We start from the raw sequence: 16,443 nt of genomic DNA, 5'->3' as shown, positions 1-16,443 counted from the left end.
TTACCGTCAGTTCGGTCCCGGGGTGCCCTGGACCGACCTGCTTTGCCCGAGAGGATGACCTCAATGAAGTTGCAGCGCCTCGCAGTCGCAGTTGCCGGTGTCGGAATGCTCGCCGCCACCGCCGCGTCCGGACCGGCCCTCGCCACCACCCAGAACGACCCGACGCCGTCCTGGGCGCAGCGGGCCGCCGGCGCGAAGGAGGCAGCGGCGAAGTCGGACAAGTCCGTGGCCGCCGAGGCCGAATGCGTCCAGTCGCTGGTCTATCCCAAGTACACGCACGTCACCGGAACAGTCGACGTCATTCCGGCGAAGCCGCCGCGGGTCGACCAGTACGCGCCGTTCAACTTCGGCCCCGCCCGCTACACGGCGACCTGGTACGCGGCGGCCAACGCCTCCGCCACCCAGTACTTCGCCTACGGCGTCTTCCTGGACGGCGATTACCTGTACCGGCACTCGACCACCCTTCCCGCGTCCGGTGAGCCGAAGACCACCAGGGTCAAGATCGGCTCCGGCTGGACCAACTTCAGGGCCATCGCGACCTCGAACTACCAGGTCGCCGCGCCGACCCACGCGTACCTGTACGGCCTGAACACCAACGGCAAGCTGTACCGGTACGCCAAGAACGGCACGACCTACACCTACAAGGCGCTCGGCTCCTTCGGCGGCTACGCGTCGTTCAAGTCGCTGGCCGTGATCAGCGAGACGGCGACCTACGACACGCTGCTGCTGAACACCAGGGCCGGCGGGCTCTACACGATCCGGATCCCGATCACCGCGTCCGCGAAGCCGGTCCTCAAGACCATCCGGTCCTCCGGCTGGTCGGCGTACGAGTCGCTCGCGACCCAGGCCTGCGGCAACCGCGGCGGCACGCTCGTCATCGGCGTCGACCACGACACCGCCACCGGGTACCAGTACGCCTTCGGCCACGCGAACGGCACGGCGACCGTGATCACGTCGTACGGCAAGATCCCGGCCGTCCTGGACGGCAACAACCACGCCCCCTTCACCTGGTACAAAGACAACCTGAACGGCGAGTAACACCTCGAACCGACCGGGGACAACCGTTTCGACGGTGTCCCCGGTCGGTCCTTTTTCCGCCCTGGAGGGGGACTCCTGAGATGAAGTTGCAGCGCTTCGCACTCGTACTGGCCGGCGCCGGCCTGGTCGCCGCCACCACCGCATCCGGACCGGCGCTCGGCGCCACCCAGTCCGAGCTGGCTCCGTCCAGCGGGCCCCAGTGCGGGAACCAGATCGTCTGGCCGACGGCCTCGAACACGGTTGGGTCAGCAGAGGTCATTCCGGCCAAGCCGCCGCGGGCATGGCGGTACGACCCGTTCAAGTTCTTCGTCAGCCGTTATACGGCGACGTGGTACGTGGCACAGAACAGCTCAGGCAGTCAGGTCTACACGTACGGCTTGTTCCTCCAGGGCGCCAACCTGTACCGGCACACCAGGACCCTTCCCGGCGACGGTAGTGCGCCTCGGCTGACCGCGACGAAGGTCGGCCCCGGCTGGGCGAGCTTCAAGTCCATCGCAACCTCCAACCACAGTGTCGATGCTCCGAGCCACGCGTACCTGTATGGGCTGAACACGAACGGCCGCCTGTACCGCTACGCGAAGAACGGCGCCGGCTACAAGGCGCTCGGATCGTTCGGAGGCTTCGCGTCCTTCAAGGCGATGACCGTGATCAGCGAGACCCAGACGTACGACACGCTGCTGATGACCACGAAGGCCGGTGCGCTCTACACGATCCACATCCCGATCACCGCGAAGGCGACGCCGGCCGTCAAGCTGATCCGCAAGTCCGGCTGGGCAGCCTACGAGTCGCTCGTCGTCGAAGGCTGCAACTCCGGCGGCTCCCTGGTCGTCGCCATCGACCACGACACCGACTCCGGCTACCAGTACGCCTTCGGCCACGCCAACGGCGCCGCGACCCCGATCACGTCGTACGGCAAGATCCCGGTGGTCTTCAACGGCATCAACCACGCAGCACAAATCTCTCACTACACCATGCTGGAAGGCGAGTGAATGAAACTGCAGCGCTTCGCGCTCGCACTGGCCGGTGCCGGTCTGTTCGCCGCCTCCGCCGTCTCCGGTACGGCCGTCGCGAAGGCCGATCCTTGCTTCAGCGCGGTCGGCTGGGTGAAGGCTGACGGAGCTGTCGGCTCGGTGGACGTCATCGCCGGCAATCCACCGAAGGTCAAGCCGCTGGTCGACTTCAAGTTCTTCGGCGCCAAGGCGTCCGGCAGTTGGTACCTCGCGCAGAACGCGTCGGCGACGCAGCTGTACTACTACGGCGTATTCATCCAGGCCGGCAACCTGTATCGGCACACGACCTACATCAACCAGGACACCGGTGCGGTGACGCCGAAGATCGCGAAGGTCAGTGGAGGCTGGGCGAGCTTCAAGACCATCGCGACCTCCAACTACAGCATCGCGGCGCCGCGGCACTCCTACATCTACGGCCTGAACGCGAACGGCAAGCTCTACCGCTACTCGCAGGTCGGCACCGCGGTGAAGTCGCTCGGCAACTTCGCCGGGTTCGCGTCGTTCAAGGCGCTGACCGTGGTCAGCGAGACCCCGACGTACGACACGCTCCTGATGACGACGACCGGCGGCGCGCTCTACACCGTCCGCATCCCGGTCGCCGCCAGCACCAAGCCCGTCCTCAAGCAGGTCCGCAAGACCGGCTTCGCCGCCTACGAGGCGTTCACCGCGCACACCTGCGGCGTCCGCGGCGGCTCGCTGATCGTCGGCGTCGATCACGACACCGACTCTGCCTACCTGTGGGCTTTCAGCAAGTTCAACGGCGCGGCCACCGCGACGACGGCGTACGGCAAGGTTCCGGGCACGTTCACCGGTGTCACCACCTCGCCGTTCACCACCCACTACGACCAGCTGGTCGGCGAGTAACTCCAAGCGAACACCCAGCTGGGCCAGGGCTTTCGTAGCCCTGGCCCAGTTGTGCTTCCCGGACCTTTGCGGGTCGGCGCAATAGTCGCGGGAGGGGACCGGTGGCGTGGTTACCGTCGGCTTGACCGAGCCAGTTCTGTTCCTGGGAGGGGAATCTCGATGAAGCTGCAGCGTCTCGCGCTCGCCATGGCAGGGGTCGGCATGCTCGCCGCCACCGCCGCGTCCGGACCGGCGATCGCCGCCACACAAGGGGAACCGACGCCGTCCTGGACGGCGAAGGCAGCCGCCAAGCAGCCGTCGGCGAAGGCTGTCGCCGCCGGACCCTGCATCAGCTCGATCGCCTGGCCGACCGCGGCCAACACAGCCGAGGCGGTCGACGTCACCGCCGCCACGCCGCCGCGCGCGGCGAAGTACGAGCCGTTCGGCTTCTTCCCCGTCCGCACCGCCGCGACCTGGTACACCGCGGTGAACGCCTCAGGCACTCAGTACTACATCTACGGCCTGTACCTCCTGGGCGGCGACCTGTACCGCCACACCGACGTCCTACCCGACTTCGACCCGCCGAAGCCGACCACCACCAAGATCGGGTCCGGCTGGGGAGCCATGAAGACCATCGCCACCTCCAACTACAGCATCGTGGCGCCCCGGCACGCGAACCTGTACGGCCTGAACACCAACGGCAGCGTGTACCGCTACGTGAAGAACGGCGCCGGGTACAAGTCGTTCGGCTCGTTCCCCGGCTTCAAGTCGTTCAAGGCGATGACGGTGATCAGCGAGACCGCGACCTACGACACCCTCCTGATGACCACCAACGCCGGCGCCCTCTACACGATCCGGATCCCCCTCGCGGCCGGCTCGAAGCCGGTCGTCAAGCTGATCCGCAGCAGCGGCTGGGCGGCATACGAGTCCCTGGTGGTGCAGGGTTGCGGCACCCGCGGCGGCTCGCTCGTGGTCGGCGTCGACCACGACACCGACTCCGGTTACCAGTACGCCCTCAGCAGGGCGAACGGCACGGCCACCGCGATCACGTCGTACGGCAAGATCCCGACCGTCTTCAACGGCGTCAGCCACGTCTCCTTCGTCACCCACTACGACCAGTTGGTCGGCGAGTAACCCCAGCTGACCTTGAGCGGTGGTCCGTTGCAACAAGCTGCAACGGATCACCGTTCTGTCCGTGCCAGACGCTATGGTCGGCTCGATCTCGGGGGTCATGCGTTCTGGAGGGGACTACAAATGAAGTTGCAGCGCTTCGCGCTCGCCATCGCAGGTGCCGGCATGCTCGCCGCCACCGCCGCGTCCGGACCGGCACTCGCCGCGACTCAGGGAGAGCCGGCGCCGTCCTGGACGCACAAGTCTGCCAACGCCGGGCCCGCGGAGCAGAAGTCCGCGTCCGCGGTCGCCGCATCCTGCGTCCAGGCGATCGTCTTTCCGACGGCCGCGAACACCGTGGGGGAGGTTGACGTCACCGCCGCCAAGCCGCCGCGGATCGAGCAGTTCGAGCCGCTGGACTTCGTCGAGAGCCGCTGGACGGCGACCTGGTACGGGGCGACCAACGCCTCGGGCACCCAGTCCTACGCGTACGGAGTGTTCCTGCAGGACGGGAACCTGATGCGGCACACGACGACCTTCCCCGACAACGCCGCACCGCGGGCGACGACGGCCAAGGTCGGGGCCGGCTGGGCGAGCTTCAAGTCCATCTCGACCTCCAACTACCAGGTCGCGGCACCGGCGCACTCGTACCTCTACGGACTGAACACCAACGGCAAGCTCTACCGTTACGCCAAGAGCGGCACCGGCTACAAGAACCTCGGCAACTTCGGTGGGTTCGCCTCCTTCAAGGCGATGACCATGATCAGTGAGACCGCGACGTACGACACGCTGCTGATGACCACCAAGGCCGGCGCGCTCTACACGATCCACATTCCGATCACGGCGACGGCGAAGCCGGTCGTCAAGCTGATCCAGGGCTCCGGCTGGTCCAACTTCGAGTCGCTGGTCACCCAGAGCTGCGGCGCCGGCACCCTCGTCACGGGCATCGACCACGACAGCGACACCGGCTACCAGTACGCCTTCTCCCACGCGAACGGCACGGCCACCAGGATCACGGCGTACGGCAAGATCCCGGCCGTCTTCGACGGAATCAACCACGCCTCCGGTACCTGGTACAAGAACCAGCTGACCGGCGAGTAGTCACCCCGGACAGACGGCGGTCCATTGCACAAAGCTGCAACGGGCCGCCGTTTTGTCGTACCCGGGCGCTATGGTCAGCTCGACCTCGGGGGGACCGAGGCGATCATGCGTTCTCCGGAGGGGACCACTCGATGAAACTCCAACGCCTCGCGCTCGTCGTAGCCGGAGCCGGCCTGCTGGCCGCCACCGCCGGGGCGGGCCCGGCTCTTGCCAATTCTCAGAGTGACCCGAAACCGGCCTCGACAGGGAAGGCCGCCAATGCGGTGAAGGCGGCTGAGAAGGCCTCGACCGCCGCGGCCGGACCCTGCGTGCAGACGGTCACCTGGCCGACCGGTGACAACTTCGTGGAGAAGTTCGAGGTCACGGCCGGCAAGCCGCCGAGGGTCTCGGAGTACGCGCCGTTCAACTTCGGCACCTCCCGCTACATGGCGACCTGGTATGAGGCGACCAATGCCACCGGCACCCAGAACTTCGCCTACGGCGTGTACCTGGACGGCGGAAACCTGATGCGGCACACCACTGTCTTCGACCAGGACGGTGGGGTGCAGGTGACGAAGACCAAGGTCGGTGCCGGCTGGGCGGCCTTCAAGTCCATCTCGACCTCCAACTACAACGTCGCGGCCCCCAAGCACTCGTACCTGTACGGACTCAACACCGACGGCAAGCTGTACCGGTACGCCCAGAACGGCACCGCCTACAAGAACCTCGGCAACTTCGGCGGATTCGCTTCGTTCAAGGCGATGACGGTGATCAGCGAGGCGCCGACGTACGACACGCTGCTGATGACGACCAAGGGCGGCGCGCTCTACACGATCCACATCCCGACCACTGCGGTCGCGAAGCCGGTGGTCAAGCTGATCCGCGCCTCTGGATGGTCCGCCTACGAGTCCCTGGCGACCGAGAGTTGCTGGCCGCGCGGCGGCAGCGGCACCCTCGTCATCGGTGTCGACCACGACACCGACTCCGGCTTCCAGTACGCCTTCAGCAAGGCGAAGGGAACGGCCACCGTGATCACGTCGTACGGCAAGGTTCCGACGGCTTTCGACGGCACCAACCACGCCGCCTACACCTGGTACAAAACCCACCTGACGGGCGAGTAGCCAAGGCAACAAGGGACTGTTCAATGAAGCTGCAACGCCTCGCTCTCGCCCTGGCCGGCGTCGGTCTGCTGGCATCCACGGCTACCAGCACCGCTGGTGCCACCAGCACTGCTCCGACATCGACCGGCGCGGTGGCCGAGATCTGCTGGAACACGGTCGTCTGGCCGACCTTGTCGGGCCTCGTGGACACAGTCGACGTCACCGCCCATAAGCCGCCGACCGTGGTGGGCCCGCCGTACGTGTACTCCAAGTTCTTCGCCACCCGCTACATGGATACCTGGTACTCGGCGTGGAATGCCTCGCTCACCCAGAACTACGCCTTCGGGCTGTTCCTGCAGGGCCCGAACCTGTACCGGCACACGACCGTCCTGTCGGCGCGTCCCCCGTTGCGGCCCAAGGTGGTCAAGGTCGGTACCGGCTGGGCCGGCTTCAGAGCGATCGCCGCCTCCAGCGATCCGCTGAAGGGAATCCGGTCCACGTACCTGTACGGCCTGAACAGCAACGGCAACCTGTACCGCTACGCCCCGAACGGCGCCGGGTACAAGGCAGCCGGCTCGTTCGCGGGCTTCAAGAGTTTCAAGACGATGACCGTTGTCGGCGAGGGGACGATGTACGACACCTTGCTGATGACCACGAAGGCGGGTGCGCTCTACACGATCCACATCCCGATGAGCGCCAAGCCGAAGCCGGTCGTGAAGCTGGTCCGCAAGTCCGGCTGGGCATCCTACGAGTCACTGGTCGTCGACGGCTGCGGTGCCGACGGCGGCTCGATCATCACCGCGGTCGACCACGACACCAACACCGGCTACCAGTACCTCTTCACCAAGTTCAAGGGAACGGCCACCGCGATCACGTCGTACGGCAAGGTCCCGGCCAGCTTCAACGGCATCAACCATGTGGCTGTCAGGCAGTACAACTGGGGCCTGCTCGGGGAGTAACACCCCAACCGAGCGGGCGTGAGAGGCCGCGTGCGGGCAACTCCACCACAGCCAGTTGGGCGCGTGGGGGGTTCAGAGTTTGCGGAGGCGGACCCAGCGGACTGCGTGGTCGGCGCCTTTGCGGAGGACCAGGGTTGCCCGGGAGCGGGTGGGGAGGATGTTTTCGCGGAGGTTGGGGCCGTTGATGCCGTCCCAGAGGGACTCGGCCTTCGCGATTGCTTCGGCTCGGCTGAGTTCGCCGTAGCGGACGAAGTAGGACTCGGGGTTGCGGAAGGCCGTTTCCCAGAGTTTGAGGAAGCGGTGGACGTACCAGGAGCGGATGTCGTCGGCGGCAGCGTCGACGTACACCGAGAAGTCGAAGAAGTCGCTGACCGCGAGGCCGCTCTTGCCGTCCGCGTGCCGCGGGGCCGGCTGGAGGACGTTGAGGCCTTCGAGCAGCAGGATGTCGGGCTGTTCGACGGTGGTACGGACGCCTGGCATCCGGTCGTAGTGCAGGTGGGAGTAGACCGGCGCCTCGACGTTGTCCATGCCGGACTTCACCTCGACGACGAAGCGCAGCAGCGACTTGCGGTCGTACGACTCCGGGAAGCCCTTGCGTAGCATCAGGCCGCGGCGCTCGAGCTCGGTGTTCGGCCAGAGGAAGCCGTCGGTGGTGACGAGGGCGACACGGGGGTGCTCGGGCCAGCGGGCGAGCAGTTCGCGCAGCAGCCGGGCGGTGGTGGACTTGCCGACGGCAACGGATCCGCCGATGCCGATCACGAACGGGGTCCGGGTGGCGGCCGGTTTGCCGAGGAACGTCTCGGTGTCGGAATGCAGCGCCCGGGCGTGCCGTACGTAGAGTGACAGGATCCGGGACAGCGGCAGGTAGACCTCGCGGACCTCGTCGATGTCGATCTCGTCACCGAGACCGCGCAGCCGCTCGACCTCCTCGGCGGTCAGCGGCGACTCGGTCGTCTCGGCCAGCTGGGACCAGGCGGCGCGGTCCAGCTCGGTGTACGGGGTCACCTCCCGCGACGGCTGCAGCATGGGGCCCATTCTTCCCACACCTGGCGGGGATACGCTGACCGGCATGTGCGGCAACGAGACTGTGGGTGTGGCAGTTGTCACACCAAGGACCCCATGATCGTCGGCGTGGGCATCGATGTGGTCGACGTGGAGCGGTTCATGAAAACGCTCGAACGGACCCCGATGCTGCGTGATCGCGTCTTCACCGAGGCGGAGGCGAAGAAGCCGCCGGCCTCGCTGGCGGCCCGGTTCGCGGCCAAGGAGGCGCTCGCCAAGGCGCTCGGCGCGCCGGCCGGGATGCAGTGGCACGACGCCGAGGTCCGGACCGACGAGACCGGCCGGCCGTGGCTGGAGATCACCGGTACGGTCGCCGAGCAGGCCGCGCGGCTCGGCGTACAGAGTCTGCATCTGTCGTTGAGCCATGACGCCGGCATCGCGTCGGCGGTCGTCGTCCTGGAGGGCTGAGATGCGCCGCGCTCACACCGTCGACCAGGTCCGCGCCGCCGAGGCCGCGCTGATGGCGAAACTCCCCGACGGCACGCTGATGCAGCGCGCCGCCACCGGGCTGGCCGTTGCCATCAGCAACTTCATCGGCTTCACCTACGGCGCCCGCATCATCCTCCTGATTGGCAGCGGCGACAACGGTGGAGACGCCTTGTACGCCGGTGCCCACCTCGCCCGTCGAGGCGCAAAAGTCAGTGCGGTGCTGTTGTCGGAGAAGTACCACCGCGAAGGCCTCGCTGCCCTCCAAACAGCAGGCGGCCGGGTCGGCACCACCGATGCGATCGAAACAGCTGATGTCGTTGTCGATGGCATCGTTGGGATCGGTGGGCGGCCGGGGCTCAAACCTGAAGCGCTGGCGGTGGTGAAGCTCGCGGAAGAGCACCAGGTGCCGATTATTGCCGTCGACATGCCGTCGGGTGTCGACGTGGACACCGGCGAGACCCCAAAAGAGCACGTCACAGCAGCACTCACCGTCACCTTCGGCACCCATAAGATCTGCCACCTGATCGACCCCGCCGCGGCCTCCTGCGGTCCGGTGCACCTGATCGAGATCGGCCTCGACCTGCCGCCGGCGGCCGCCGAGTCGCTCCAGGACGAGGACGTCCGCGCCCTGTACCCGACCCCGACCGGCGAATCCGACAAGTACTCTCGCGGCGTCCTCGGCCTGATGGCCGGCTCCACTCAATACCCGGGCGCCGCCGTCATCGCCACCTCCGGCGCCCTGGCCGGCCCGATCGGCATGCTCCGGTACGTCGGCCCCGACCCCGTCGCCGAAGCAGTTCGCGCCCAGCACCCCGAGGTCGTGGCCGGTGACGGCCGGGTCCAGGCCTGGGCGATCGGCTCCGGCCTCGGCGACGAGCTCGACGTCGACAAGATCCGCGACCTCCTCGACGCCGAAGAGCCGGTACTCCTCGACGCCGACGGTCTGAAGGCACTCGACGACTCAGGCGACCGTACGAACGTCCTGATCACCCCGCATGCCGGCGAACTGGCCCGGTTGCTCGGCGTCGAACGCCACCGGGTCGAGGCCGAGCGCCTGAAGCACGCCCGCCAGGCCGCCGAACGGTTCGATGTGACAGTGCTGCTGAAGGGCTCGACCACGGTGATCGTGGCCCCTGATGGGCAGACGAGAGTCAACACCAACGCCGGCGCCTGGCTGGCCACCGCGGGCGCGGGCGACGTACTGGCCGGCCTGACCGGAGCCCTACTTGCAGGCGGCCTGACCCCGATCGATGCCGCCGCCGTCGGCGCCTATTTGCACGCAGCCGCCGCGAACCTCGCCTCCAAGGGCGGACCGATCACCGCGATGCAAGTTGCTGCCAACGTTGCAGAGGCGACGCGCCAGGTCTTGCTTGAAGAGTAAATAGCCGGGTAGGACGAGAAGTGCCAGTGCCTCCACCGCCCGAGGAGATCGCACATGAAGCGCACGCTCGCCCTGCTCGCCGCCGTCCTGCTCGCCGCCGTCCTGCTCCTCACCACCGGAGCCCAAGTCCAGGCGCAGGCATCCCCCGAAGCCGGCAAGCCGTATGTCGCCGACGAGGCGACGAAAATCGACGTGATGGGCGAGTGGGCCCACCCCGACGACGACACCAGCATCATCGGGCCGTGCGGTGTCTGGCATCAGCGTTACGGCACCAAGTGCGGGATCATCATGGTCACCCGCGGCGAGGGCGGCGGGAACTCCGCGGGCAACGAGCTCGGCCCCGACCTCGGCCTGCGCCGGGAGAACGAGGACCGCGTCGCGCACTACCGCTCCGGCACCGTCGACATCTTCAACCTCGATCGCGTCGACTTCTTCTACAACCAGAGCGCCCCGCTGACCCAGTACTTCTGGGACGAGCAGGAGACCCTGCGCCGCGTCACGCGGGTGATCCGGACGACACAGCCGGAGATCTACATCGGCTTCACGCCTACCCTGCAAGCCGGTCACGGCAACCACCAGCAGGCCGGCCGGCTGATCTGGGAAGGCGTGCTGGCCGCGGCGGACCCGACCAAGTTCCCCGAGCAGTTGAAGGGCCCCGGCGCGCTGAGCACCTGGCAGGTCAAGAAGGTGTTCTCGGGCGGCAGTACGGCGGGCACCGGCGGAACCACTACGGCCGCCAACTGCACCACCGGCTTCGTCCCCACCGGCCTGGACCCGGTCGCGGGCGTCTGGACCGGCTACGACTCCCCGTACAAGTGGCCGGCCGGCAACCTGCAAGGCCAGCCCGCCGGTACGCCGAAGAGCTGGCAGCAGGTGGCAGACGAGGGACGCGCGGCCTACCCGACGCAGAGTCGCGTGATGTACAAGGGCGTTTCGGCGCCCGCGTGCCCCCGCTTCGGGATGACGCAGTCGTTCGTACCGTTCCAGCCGAACAGCAGTCCCGCGGCCGGTCAGGACGACGCCATCCTGTTCGGCGCGACCAAACAGGATCCGGGCGGTCTCCCCAAGGGCACGCTCGAGTACCTGACCTTCTCGCGCTTCCTGAACGTGGCGGGCGACCCCTTCCAGGCAACCCTCCACCTCAAAGGCTCGCTGCCCAAGGGCCAAGCCGCGCTGACGGTCCCGGCGGGCTGGACAGTCAGCGCGCCGCAGCAAACCGGCAAGATCAACGGCAGCAAGGACCTGACCTTCACCATCACGCCGAGCTCCATCGCCGCGGTCAACCAGAACTTCAAGATCTCCGCGCTCTTCACCAGCGACCAAGGCAAGACCGGCTACACCGACAATGTCGTCCGGATCGTGCCGCCGGTCGAAGGCCGCTTCCAGCGTTGGGGGAACTGGCAGGAGTACGACCAATGGCTCGCCAACACAGCGCCGCAGGCGACGAGGCTGGGCAGGTCGGCGGCGATCCAGTCGATGGCGGTCGGCAGCACGATCGCGCTGCCGGTCGTCGTGCACAACTGGTCGAGCCAGCCCCGGAGTGGCACGGTCGGCCTCACCTTGCCGGCCAACTTCACCGCTGACGCGACCAGCAAGCCATACCCGGTCATCCAACCGGGCGCCGAGACCACGGTGACGTTCCAGCTCACCAACACCGACACGGTCTTGCCGGCGACGCAGAACGTGCAGATTCCGGTCGTCACCGACTCGAGCAGCGAGACGCTGACGCTCTCGCTCGTTCCCAAGACGGCAATCCCGCAGGCAGCGAGCACACCAGTTGTCGACGGCGTAGCGACACCAGGGGAGTACGAGGGAGAGACGCTCGACATCGGCCGGGTCTGGCAGGGCGCTTGCTCGGATGCCAAGGACTGCGGCGCCGGAAGTACCGCCAACGTCACCTGGTCCGACGACGCGCTCTACTTCTTCGTCCACGTCCGTGACGAGTACCAGTCCTACGCGGTCACCCCGCAGGAATGCGTCGGCCACTGGCAGGCCGACTCGGTGGAGATCCTGCTCGACCCGCGCGGCACCGCCTCGCAGGTCCTCAAGGACACCGCGAACACCTTCAAACTCGGCATCTTCCCGTTCACCAACGACCCGGGCAACGCCAACGGCCCCTGCTGGGAGCGCGACGCCGACAATCACCAGGGCTACTCGTCCGGCCTGCTCAGCATCGGCAACGCCCCCGGCGTCCAGGTCGCCACGACGGCCAAATGGGTCGGCAGCAACGAGACGACCACCCCGCACGCGTACGACGGTGGCGGGTACGACGTAGAGGTCAAGATCCCGCTCTCCGCCCTCCCGGCTGCCGTCGACCCCGCCAGACTCGGGCTCAACATCACGCCGTACGACAACGACGACACCTCCGCAGCCGGTACGACGACCCTGCGGCACATCGACATGAGCACCCGCACCGGCTGGTCAGCACTCGGCTCGGTCCAATCCGACCCGTACCGCTGGGGCCGGGCGACGCTGACCGGCTACACCCCGCCGGCCGATCGCCCGACCACCCCGGCGCCGCCCAACGTGTCCAACCCCAACCTCGACGGAGCGCTGTCGCCCCAGACGATCGCCCAGTCCGCGCGTACCGGCGTACCGATCTCCGGCCGCGTACCGACCAAGGACCTCAAGCTCCTGTACGCCGAACTCGGCCGCAACTCGGTGGACGTCTACACGTACGCCAAGTCTCCAGGGACGGCGAGGCTGCTCCTGTGGACAGGCTTGATCGGCGCGATCCCCGTCTACACGACGAGCTGCTCGCCGGCCGCCGACCCTGCGCCTGACTACGGCCTGACGCCCTGTGCTGTCACCGATGGCGGCTATCCGCCGTGGTCGCCGGACATGAGCGGGCACGTGGTCAAGCAGTCGAGCCAGCAACTGCAGGCCGGGGTGAAGCACGTCTCCATCCCCTTGACCAAGGCGCAGCGCACCCGGCTGGCGGCGGACGGCCGACTGCTCGTGTCCTTCGAGACGGCGCAGAACCAAGTGCAGGCGTTCGACGTACGGCTCAGCCGGCGATGAGGTCGAGGCCCTCGCCGTCTGCGGCGCGAAGCTGCAGGCGGTCGGCCTCGATCGTGTAGGTCAGCTCACCGCGCAGGGCGGACAGGACGCCCCGCTCGAGCTTGGCCGCGTCACCGGTGCAGCCCGCGGCTGTCACGGCCATCTCCCCGAGGGTGAGCTTGCCCGCCGGGCGGGCCACCACGCCCTCGAAGTCGTTGCAGCCGGTCGAGCCGGTGATTCGCTCACCGCTGATCGTCAGGTGAGCCTTCTCCGCTCCCACCATGTGCCACTCGGTATCGCCGTCGACGACCGTTTCGAGCTTCCAAGTGGTCCCGTCGAGCGCCTTGTCGGGCTGCACGACCTTGCGATCCTGCAGGACCACCGTGGTGGCGCCACGGGTGAGGGTGAGCTTGTCGGCGTCGAGCTTCCAGGTGGGCCGGTCCTTCAGCAGTTGCTCGACCCAGTACTGCTGCTCCTGCCGAGGTGTGTCGCAGCCCATCTCGGTGCCGCCCAGGACATCGATCGTCAGCTTGCCGCCGGCGGTGGAGACCTGGCCGCCCACCTGATTGCAGCCGGTCTCGGCGTGCACGTTCCCGTCGGCGAACCGCAGCCCGATCCTGGTCTTCGGCGCCAGCTCCTTCGGCTTCCCGTCCTCGGTCACCGACACGGACAGGAAGGACCGCCCGTCGAGCGACCCACCGCCGCCAGGTGCAGGGCTGGTAGACCCACCGCCGCCTGATCCACCCGTGGACGGCTCGGTCCCACAGGCCGCCAACATCATCACTGCGGCCACCGCCGCAACTACGTTCCGCATCCTCACAATCTAAGGACGCCGCGGGGCGTCCAGACGTTGCAGGTGAACACCTCGGATGCCGGAAGCAAACAGTCGCCAACGCTGGTTTCGGCGCGGCGTTCGTAGCACCATGCTCCTCGGTGGGAATCAACTCGATCTAGGTGGGGGAACATTCAAGTGGCACATTCCAGAGCGCGCTGGCGCATCGTGGCGGCAGCGTTACCGCTGGCCGTCATCACGGCGATGGTGGGGCTGCCCGGCACCGCGAACGCCCTGTCGACCGACGTGGTCATCTCCGGCGTCTACGGCGGTGGGGGTAACAACCTGGCGGTCTTCAAGAACGACTACATCGAGCTCGCGAACCTGACCGGCAGCCCGGTCGACCTGTCCGGCTGGAGCGTCCAGTACGCGTCCGCCGCCGGTGCGGTCTTCCAGATGACGAACCTGACCGGCACCATCCCGGCACACGGCAAGTACCTGGTCCAGCAGGCCGCGGGTGCGGGCGGCACGGTCGCGCTGCCGACCCCCGACGCGACCGGCTCGGTCCCGATGTCGGCGACCTCCGGCGTCGTCGCCCTGGTCACCGCGCAGGTCCCGCTGGTGGGCTGCGGCATCAGCTGTGCGACCGCGCCGAACGTCAAGGACCTGGTGGGCTACGGCGCGACGGCGAACGTCGAGACACTCGCCGCCCCCGGCCTCACGAACACCACGGCCGACGCGCGCAGCGGTGCGATGACCGACACCGACAACAACTCGGTCGACTTCACCTCCGGCATCCCGAAGGTGACCAACTCAGCCGGTACGACGGTCAGCGCCGGCGACCCGGGCGATCCCGGTGACCCGACCCCCGGTACCGTCCGCATCCACGACATCCAGGGCACTGGCCGGATCTCGCCGATCGTCGGCACCTCCGTCACCAACGTCCCCGGCATCGTCACCGCCGTCCGGACGACGGGCTCCGCGCGCGGTTACTGGTTCCAGGACCCGACCGCCGACGCCGACCCGCTGAGCAGCGAAGGCATCTTCGTCTTCACGGGCACCACGACCCCGGCGGTCGTGGCCGGCGACTCCGTGCTGGCCACCGGCCGGGTCACCGAGTTCCGCCCGGCCACCGGCGCGCAGTCGCTGACCGAGATCGGCGGCCCGGTCAACACGATCAAGCTGACCAGCGGCAACGCGCTGCCGGCGCCGGCAGCGGTCGTCTTCCCGGACGCCTACACCAAGACCGGCTCCCTCGAGGCGCAGCCGCTCGAGCCGAACAGCTACGTGCTGGACTGGCTCGAGACGCACGAGGGCATGCGGATCTCGATCGACCAGGCCACCCGGCTGGTCAGCCCGGTCAACACCCAGTTCGGTGAGCTCTGGGTGACGCTGAAGCCGGGCCAGAACCCGACTCCGCGTGGCGGCACGATCTACAAGTCGTACGACGACCAGAACAGCGGCCGGCTGATGATCGCCTCGCTGATCGGCGCTCCCGCGGCGAACGTCGGCTCGACGCTGGCCGCCGGTACCACCGGACCGCTCGACTACCAGTCGTTCGGTGGCTACGCGCTGATGGCGACCCAGCTCGGCATGATCACCGAGGGCGGCCTGAAGAAGCAGATGGTGCAGCCGCCGAAGAAGGCCGGCGACCTGTCCGTCGCGACGTACAACGTCGAGAACCTGGCCGCCACCAACCCGGACTCGAAGTTCGCGAAGCTGGCCCAGGCGGTCGTCAGCAACCTCGGCTCGCCGGACATCCTCGCGCTGGAGGAGATCCAGGACAACAACGGCGCCACCGACAACGGTGTGGTCGCGGCCGACCAGACCGTCGCCAAGTTCATCGCCGCGATCCAGGCGGCCGGCGGACCGGCGTACGACTGGCGCTCGATCAACCCGAACAACGACACCGACGGCGGCGAGCCGGGCGGCAACATCCGTCAGGTGTTCTTGTTCAACCCGGCCCGTACGACGTTCGTCGACCGTCCCGGCGGTGACGCGAACACGGCCGTCCAGGTGGTCCGCGCGCGGCCGACCAGCAACCAGGTCTCGCTGTCGGTCTCGCCCGGCCGGATCGACCCGACCAGCGACGCGTGGCCGTCCAGCCGCAAGCCGCTCGTGGGTGAGTTCCTCTACGACGGCAACAAGCAGCTGTTCGTCGTCGCCAACCACTTCAACTCCAAGGGTGGCGACTACCCGCTGTCGGCCGCGGTCCAGCCGCCGGTGCGCAGCAGCGAGGTCCAGCGGACCAAGCAGGCCAACGAGGTGAACGAGTTCATCCAGGACCTCGCCACCAAGTCGGCCGGGCGCGCCCGGGCGATCGTGCTGGGCGACCTGAACGACTACCAGTTCAGCCCGTCCGTCGCGACCCTGACCGGCAACGGGACGGTGCTGAAGACGCTGATCGACACGCTGCCCGCCGACCAGCGGTACAGCTACATCTTCGACGGCAACTCGCAGGTGCTCGACCACATCGCCATCAGCCCCGCGATCAAGGGCTACTCGTACGGTGTCGTGCACATCAACGCGGAGTTCTCCGACCAGGCCAGCGACCACGATCCGCAGATCGTCCGCATCCTGACCGGCTGCGACGTCGACCCACTACCGACCCGCTGCCTCCCCGGCAGCCCGGTGGTGGACGTTCCGTAGAGCTTGGCCT

Annotated in this window: 13 protein-coding genes; 11 read left to right on the top strand and 2 right to left on the bottom strand. The window is 67.7% G+C overall.

Annotation, left to right across the window (positions count from 1 at the left end):
* Positions 1-63 precede the first annotated feature (63 nt).
* The 7 genes from AB0M15_RS02340 (at position 64) to AB0M15_RS02310 (ending at position 7,140) form a co-directional block, all read left to right on the top strand.
* Positions 64-1,038: a hypothetical protein gene (locus AB0M15_RS02340; RefSeq protein WP_363813096.1), complete on the top strand. Its 975-nt coding sequence runs from the start codon at positions 64-66 to the stop codon at positions 1,036-1,038.
* 80 nt (positions 1,039-1,118) lie between these two features.
* Positions 1,119-2,027, top strand: a complete 909-nt coding sequence (locus AB0M15_RS02335; RefSeq protein ID WP_363813094.1) for a hypothetical protein — start codon at positions 1,119-1,121, stop codon at positions 2,025-2,027.
* Positions 2,028-2,912: a hypothetical protein gene (locus AB0M15_RS02330; RefSeq protein WP_363813092.1), complete on the top strand. Its 885-nt coding sequence runs from the start codon at positions 2,028-2,030 to the stop codon at positions 2,910-2,912. It begins immediately after the preceding gene.
* A 159-nt stretch (positions 2,913-3,071) separates the two neighbouring features.
* Positions 3,072-4,025, top strand: a complete 954-nt coding sequence (locus tag AB0M15_RS02325) for a hypothetical protein (protein WP_363813090.1) — start codon at positions 3,072-3,074, stop codon at positions 4,023-4,025.
* A gap of 120 nt (positions 4,026-4,145) precedes the next feature.
* Positions 4,146-5,102, top strand: a complete 957-nt coding sequence (locus tag AB0M15_RS02320; RefSeq protein WP_363813088.1) for a hypothetical protein — start codon at positions 4,146-4,148, stop codon at positions 5,100-5,102.
* A gap of 131 nt (positions 5,103-5,233) precedes the next feature.
* Positions 5,234-6,202 carry a hypothetical protein gene (locus AB0M15_RS02315; protein WP_363813086.1) on the top strand — a complete coding sequence of 323 codons (969 nt, stop codon included), beginning with the start codon at positions 5,234-5,236 and terminating at the stop codon, positions 6,200-6,202.
* Positions 6,203-6,225: 23 nt separating this feature from the next.
* The gene (locus AB0M15_RS02310) at positions 6,226-7,140 is read left to right on the top strand and encodes a hypothetical protein (RefSeq protein WP_363813084.1); all 915 of its coding nucleotides are present in this window, start codon (positions 6,226-6,228) and stop codon (positions 7,138-7,140) included.
* Positions 7,141-7,212: 72 nt separating this feature from the next.
* Here AB0M15_RS02310 and coaA read toward each other — a convergent pair whose 3' ends face one another.
* Positions 7,213-8,166 carry a type I pantothenate kinase gene (gene coaA / locus AB0M15_RS02305; protein WP_363813082.1) on the bottom strand — a complete coding sequence of 318 codons (954 nt, stop codon included), beginning with the start codon at positions 8,164-8,166 and terminating at the stop codon, positions 7,213-7,215.
* A 93-nt stretch (positions 8,167-8,259) separates the two neighbouring features.
* On the opposite strand from coaA, the gene AB0M15_RS02300 reads away from it, so the two are divergent.
* From AB0M15_RS02300 to AB0M15_RS02290, 3 genes are read left to right on the top strand one after another with little or no spacing between them, the layout of a single operon-like run.
* On the top strand, positions 8,260-8,610 hold the full coding sequence (locus AB0M15_RS02300; RefSeq protein ID WP_363813080.1) for a holo-ACP synthase: 351 nt from the start codon (positions 8,260-8,262) through the stop codon (positions 8,608-8,610).
* A 1-nt stretch (position 8,611) separates the two neighbouring features.
* Positions 8,612-10,012 (top strand): NAD(P)H-hydrate dehydratase, encoded by a 1,401-nt coding sequence (locus AB0M15_RS02295; RefSeq protein WP_363813078.1) that lies wholly within the window; start codon positions 8,612-8,614, stop codon positions 10,010-10,012.
* Positions 10,013-10,066: 54 nt separating this feature from the next.
* The gene (locus tag AB0M15_RS02290) at positions 10,067-13,033 is read left to right on the top strand and encodes a sugar-binding protein (RefSeq protein ID WP_363813076.1); all 2,967 of its coding nucleotides are present in this window, start codon (positions 10,067-10,069) and stop codon (positions 13,031-13,033) included.
* Here AB0M15_RS02290 and AB0M15_RS02285 read toward each other — a convergent pair.
* Positions 13,020-13,826, bottom strand: coding sequence for an META domain-containing protein (locus AB0M15_RS02285; RefSeq protein WP_363813074.1), 807 nt, complete (start codon positions 13,824-13,826; stop codon positions 13,020-13,022). The genes AB0M15_RS02290 and AB0M15_RS02285 overlap by 14 nt on opposite strands.
* Positions 13,827-13,982: 156 nt before the next feature.
* Between AB0M15_RS02285 and AB0M15_RS02280 the strand changes: the two genes are divergently transcribed.
* On the top strand, positions 13,983-16,433 hold the full coding sequence (locus tag AB0M15_RS02280) for a lamin tail domain-containing protein (protein WP_363813073.1): 2,451 nt from the start codon (positions 13,983-13,985) through the stop codon (positions 16,431-16,433).
* The last annotated feature ends 10 nt before the right edge of the window (positions 16,434-16,443 follow it).

The sequence above is a fragment of the Kribbella sp. NPDC051718 genome (assembly GCF_040681515.1).
GTDB lineage: Bacteria > Actinomycetota > Actinomycetes > Propionibacteriales > Kribbellaceae > Kribbella.
This window is presented reverse-complemented; position numbering and strand designations above follow the sequence as displayed.

What these genes read in the sequence shown, in the direction of transcription:
- AB0M15_RS02340 (WP_363813096.1), top strand. Translation starts at nt 64, where the DNA reads ATGAAGTTGCAGCGCCTCGCAGTCGCAGTTGCCGGTGTCGGAATGCTC.
- AB0M15_RS02335 (WP_363813094.1), top strand. Translation starts at nt 1,119, where the DNA reads ATGAAGTTGCAGCGCTTCGCACTCGTACTGGCCGGCGCCGGCCTGGTC.
- AB0M15_RS02330 (WP_363813092.1), top strand. Translation starts at nt 2,028, where the DNA reads ATGAAACTGCAGCGCTTCGCGCTCGCACTGGCCGGTGCCGGTCTGTTC.
- AB0M15_RS02325 (WP_363813090.1), top strand. Translation starts at nt 3,072, where the DNA reads ATGAAGCTGCAGCGTCTCGCGCTCGCCATGGCAGGGGTCGGCATGCTC.
- AB0M15_RS02320 (WP_363813088.1), top strand. Translation starts at nt 4,146, where the DNA reads ATGAAGTTGCAGCGCTTCGCGCTCGCCATCGCAGGTGCCGGCATGCTC.
- AB0M15_RS02315 (WP_363813086.1), top strand. Translation starts at nt 5,234, where the DNA reads ATGAAACTCCAACGCCTCGCGCTCGTCGTAGCCGGAGCCGGCCTGCTG.
- AB0M15_RS02310 (WP_363813084.1), top strand. Translation starts at nt 6,226, where the DNA reads ATGAAGCTGCAACGCCTCGCTCTCGCCCTGGCCGGCGTCGGTCTGCTG.
- coaA (WP_363813082.1), bottom strand. Translation starts at nt 8,166, where the DNA reads ATGCTGCAGCCGTCGCGGGAGGTGACCCCGTACACCGAGCTGGACCGC.
- AB0M15_RS02300 (WP_363813080.1), top strand. Translation starts at nt 8,260, where the DNA reads ATGATCGTCGGCGTGGGCATCGATGTGGTCGACGTGGAGCGGTTCATG.
- AB0M15_RS02295 (WP_363813078.1), top strand. Translation starts at nt 8,612, where the DNA reads ATGCGCCGCGCTCACACCGTCGACCAGGTCCGCGCCGCCGAGGCCGCG.
- AB0M15_RS02290 (WP_363813076.1), top strand. Translation starts at nt 10,067, where the DNA reads ATGAAGCGCACGCTCGCCCTGCTCGCCGCCGTCCTGCTCGCCGCCGTC.
- AB0M15_RS02285 (WP_363813074.1), bottom strand. Translation starts at nt 13,826, where the DNA reads ATGCGGAACGTAGTTGCGGCGGTGGCCGCAGTGATGATGTTGGCGGCC.